This is a genomic window from Nostoc sp., from assembly GCF_036919595.1.
Classification (GTDB): Bacteria; Cyanobacteriota; Cyanobacteriia; order Cyanobacteriales; family Nostocaceae; genus Nostoc.
This window is the reverse complement of record NZ_JBALCO010000050.1, coordinates 1-4,408: the sequence shown is the minus strand read 5'-3', so window position 1 is coordinate 4,408 and position 4,408 is coordinate 1. Positions and strand designations below refer to the sequence as shown.

Genomic DNA, 4,408 nt, shown 5'->3' with positions numbered 1-4,408 from the left:
GTTATATCATCCGGCAAGTTAACGGCGCTCTTGCGATCGCCCCTAGTCTATTAGCTTGAACATGCCAAATATTCCCTAACTCACATCTTGCACTGTGACTTGAACCATATTTTGTCCAAACGGTCACGACATACTTCAAAATCACTTAGGACAACATTTAGTTCAAAATTATAAGTTGAGTTAAAAAACTTCAATTATCAAGTACGGCAAGCAACAAGGCTTTTATAGTTCATTTGTACGCAGGCGGCGAACAGAGCTTTTAAAACTGAGTATAGATGCGATCGCGCTTATCACTCAATTTTTGGCTAAACATATTTTTGAACCATATTGTGGACGTTTTGAATCATATTTTGACCGAAAATTTAAAATTTAAGGGTGGAATTAGTGTGTCTTGCTCTGCATTTTTTGCCAAATCCAAAAATAAAACTTTTGGTTGCATTATGGTTCACATTAAAAACACGCGGACATAATTTGATTCATAAAATTAGGTTGAAGATTTGCCCAAAACCTTAAAATTACGTTAACTTTTGGTCACAGTATGGTTCACAATTTGGTCATGCAATGGGTAAAAGCACATGCACCTAGCCTTAGCGATTAGAAATCGCGGCTATATAAACGAAGAAACGAAGTCCGCCTGGTATTGTGAAGACTAACGGAAAATCAAGGTTTAAAACCCGCCTGCGCGGGTTTTGCCTGTGTAGCCAAGCCAGTGCGTTGGGCGGCTTTGCCGACTTGAAGCACCTGGCGTGCGACTTCTAGTCGCCTGGTGCAAGATATAAGCTAATCGCACGCAGCATACTTGCACTACCTTTACTGTTAACCAAAAGAATCGACGCAAGATGCGATGGACGATTCGCTTCAATAAAACCTGTGGCTGCGTGTTTAGCACTAGCCGTCACCATCACAACAATGTCAGAATTTCTCACCCACTGACGCAGCCTATCATTACCTCCCTTGTCATGACTGAGATAAACTGTCACTTCTTTACAAGCTGCTTCTAAAATACTTTTTACTCTGATTGCTGCGGTTTCTGTGAGAGTGTAAATAAGAACAGATTTACTCTTGAGTTTTTGGAAAATATTCACCTCAACTTCCAGATTTTGCTCGACTAAACTCGCTGGTTCGTCAAGCAAATCTGGAAACGATTCTCCTAAGTGTAAATCTTTTACCAAAGCGCGAAAGATTCCCCTTTGCACTTCATCAATACGTTCTGTAAAACGGCGTAGAGTTTCAGCCGTAGCAAATAGAAGTTGTTCGCGCTTTTCTAGGACTGGGCAGGGATATGATATTAGTACATCAATTAAGTCAAGCATCCAATCAACTTTTTTGGGTGAGGCGAACCTGTCCCAAAGCTCCAAAGCATAGTCTACAATCTCTGTATATTTTGCTGTATTAACTCCCAAAGTTAAAATAGCGATCGCTAAATCATTGAACAAAACCAAATCAACATCCCCACCCTCTGTACTCAGGACTAGCAGTTCTAGTAATGAATAATAAAGGCTGAGAAACTCGCCACGGGGAAATTGCTCATCTTTCTGAAAAAATCCCAGCAAGTAGGGAAGCGCATCGTGCAGGATAGACTCAGCTGTTGAGCCTACTTTACTTAACAATTCGTCAAATTCTGCCACCGCCTGTGGTTGCATCAGCAAGCTAGTGACATCCCACTCGGCAGAACCCTGGCGTGCAGTGTATAACGCTCGTTCCCAGGTTGGCTTTTTATCAAGTTGCCATAACCACTCCAACCAATTCGTTGGGACAGATAAAGCTGTTGGGGTGTCTTTTGTTGTACCTTCCTGGCTTCCCCGCAGTTGAGTAAGAAAATCTTGGTTCCAACGTACCTTTAGCAAGGCTGTTTGCTCGTCAGCAGTCAACTCGTCAAAGGCTTGCAATACAGCTTTTTCCACCGCCAAAGTTTGCAACTCGTAGGCGCATTGAAGGAGCAAGCGAACTTTCTCCTTCGACGACGTAGCATTACAAAGCAATGAAAAAGCTTGATCAAAGTCTCCATTTTTGGATAGCTGTTCGGCTTGTTGCAGGGGGTCGCCTTCGCTGTTCGGGGTAGCATCTTTTAGCTGCACTGCTAAAAGATGCAAATAGCTGCGGTGAGTTTCTTCAACTTCCCCAATTGCCAGCAGTTCGTCTCGAAGTACAGGTTTCGTTGGTTCTCCACCCACCGCCAGCAGCATAAATAATTTCAGTACTTCTGGGATTTTACTGCCTGCACGGACAGCAAAAAGATTGTTGTAACGCGGGAAAACTACTTCTTGGAAATAGGTTACAGCACTGCCTGGGGCGTTATTGTCCTCAAAATGTTGTAGTTCAGTGCGGTATACTGCCTTCAGCAGAGCTTGGGTAACGGCGAAGGGGCGGCGAACCTGCAAAAGATTACCTAGTTCCGGGAGGGTAAGCAACTCATTCCATTGCTCTAGTTCTGCTAAGAGTTGCACCCGCAGAAACAGCAGATTCAGCGCATCCAGACGATGCTGGTCTACAAGGTATTGTAGTGAGTTTTCCGCAGCAATGCGATCGCCTGCTTGCAATGCCATGTAAAAGTCCCGCAGTACGCGACCTGTGGGACGGGGAATATCTGCGACCCGTTTCACTCGTCTCTCACTCACTTGGCGCATCCGTTCTAGTGCTTCCCAAACATCCGTCGCCTGTCCGCACAGTTTGACCGCAGCACCTCCAGTAAATTTGTAAACTGCTAATTCTATAGGGTCTTGCGGGTTTAGTTGCGCTTTTTGTCCGCGAAATGTCGAATATGTGGGGCCAACAAACGCCATTAATTCTTCACTCAAACGGCGTAATTGGCGTTCCGAAAGGGCGATGGCGTACCAATCTACACTCTCAGAACGCCAGCAGGGAAGAATTGTTGGCTGAGGTTCGCCTTTGGTCAACAACTCGACCCAAGGACGGATTTTGGCTTGTTTTCCTTCGCCACGTTCAATCTTGCCAAGATCAAATTTGTTGTCAGTGCCAAAAAACTGCTCTAGGAAGTGGCGGATATCTGCATTGCTAGCATTAGTCATCGCTTTTGAATATCACATAGTTAATAGAGTAGAATGTGTAATAAAAAATACTCAAATCGTTACAAGATTAAGAATTAAATAATCCAAAATCCAAAATAGCATTACACCCCTCCCCATCGGTTAGTAAAAATCAACTGTTGTTCAGCGATCGCTTCTGGGGATGTTTCATAAGTTACAACTTCCTCATTGATTGTAATACCGTTGTAGGCGAAGTTCATCGAACCTGCAAGATAATACCCATCTCCCAGGATACCTTTTGCGTGGAGTTATTCGGTAATGTGGAATCGCACGGGAACGTCCTGATAGTCAGTTTTGCCTTTGATTTGTTCAATAAATCTGTGGTTGTGAGAGTCGGGACGGGTAGCAATGTGTACAGTCGTTCCGCGTTCGGCTAGAGTGGCGAGGACTTGGGAGAGAGAGGCGAATGCGGGAACGACTCCATGAGGGTTCTAAGTATAGAAAGGTGTTGGCGGTGTTATCGATAACGGAGATGTCAGATATCCACGGTGAAACAAGCCAAATGTATTGGCTGGGGGTGATAAGTTCGGCGACGAAGATTGTTTGGAGTAAGTCAGGGATTTGGCGGGAACTTAGGCGGGAGTGAATATAACGGGATGACATTTCTTCTTATTCTTGACGTGGATCTAACTGGGGCGGATGCCAACCCGCTTCTACCCAAAAACGACGAGCAACTTGAATCGAAGGCTCATCCCGACGTTCATCATTGAAGTCAAAACGATGGCTAGTAGCTCTCCCTGTAGAAGTTGTACCTACAATTTTTGTCCCGTCTTTTGTCCAAATAAAATGCTCAGACCATTGTTGCTGACGGGGATGAAATAGAGGGACTTGTTTTTGAGTGTTGGGATCAGTACCTACTGTAAAATTATAGTGACGCTCATTACAGCGATGACAAGCTAATGCCAAATTATCCAGTTCATCAGAGCCACCCAAAGACTGCGGCATGATATGGTCAATGGTAAAACGGTCTGGACTCAAGTATTTTGGAGAGTGACAGTATTCGCAGAGATATTCAGCTCGTTTTCTTACAAGTCTTCGAGTTTGTTCGGACACCATTTACTTTTGGCTGCTAGTTGAGCGTTAATCAAGGTAAATATTCGCTCAAGTTCGGAAATGCCTACATATTCAGCTTCTTCTTCAGGAGTGAGCGTATCAGCTTTTTTCTTCTGCAACAGTTCTTCAAAGCGAGACTGTAGCTCATTGGTAAATTTAAAAAGATAAATATCACCGAATTCGCTCATCCTGATACCAGAAGATATTAAGGATGAGGGTTGAACCATCAATTGAGTAGTCATTGTGTGTTCACAGTGTCTTTGGTTCTATTGTGCCTCAATTAATCAATGATTATAACCTTGTAGAGG

At 43.9% G+C, this 4,408-nt stretch carries 4 protein-coding genes; all 4 read right to left on the bottom strand.

What is annotated here, in order from left to right; all coding sequences use genetic code 11:
- Positions 1-755: 755 nt before the first annotated feature.
- Positions 756-3,029 carry a protein DpdD gene (gene dpdD, locus V7K21_RS06865; protein WP_335172730.1) on the bottom strand — a complete coding sequence of 758 codons (2,274 nt, stop codon included), beginning with the start codon at positions 3,027-3,029 and terminating at the stop codon, positions 756-758.
- A 327-nt stretch (positions 3,030-3,356) separates the two neighbouring features.
- Complete coding sequence (locus V7K21_RS06860) at positions 3,357-3,650, bottom strand: hypothetical protein (RefSeq protein ID WP_335172728.1); 294 nt, start codon at positions 3,648-3,650, stop codon at positions 3,357-3,359.
- Between the two features lie 6 nt (positions 3,651-3,656).
- The gene (locus tag V7K21_RS06855) at positions 3,657-4,103 is read right to left on the bottom strand and encodes an HNH endonuclease (protein ID WP_335172726.1); all 447 of its coding nucleotides are present in this window, start codon (positions 4,101-4,103) and stop codon (positions 3,657-3,659) included.
- Entirely contained in the window at positions 4,073-4,342 is a 270-nt protein-coding gene (locus V7K21_RS06850) for a hypothetical protein (protein ID WP_335172724.1), read from the bottom strand. The genes V7K21_RS06855 and V7K21_RS06850 overlap by 31 nt, the downstream gene beginning before the upstream one ends.
- Between the last annotated feature and the right edge of the window lie 66 nt (positions 4,343-4,408).

What these genes read in the sequence shown, in the direction of transcription:
- dpdD (WP_335172730.1), bottom strand. Translation starts at nt 3,029, where the DNA reads ATGACTAATGCTAGCAATGCAGATATCCGCCACTTCCTAGAGCAGTTT.
- V7K21_RS06860 (WP_335172728.1), bottom strand. Translation starts at nt 3,650, where the DNA reads ATGTCATCCCGTTATATTCACTCCCGCCTAAGTTCCCGCCAAATCCCT.
- V7K21_RS06855 (WP_335172726.1), bottom strand. Translation starts at nt 4,103, where the DNA reads ATGGTGTCCGAACAAACTCGAAGACTTGTAAGAAAACGAGCTGAATAT.
- V7K21_RS06850 (WP_335172724.1), bottom strand. Translation starts at nt 4,342, where the DNA reads ATGACTACTCAATTGATGGTTCAACCCTCATCCTTAATATCTTCTGGT.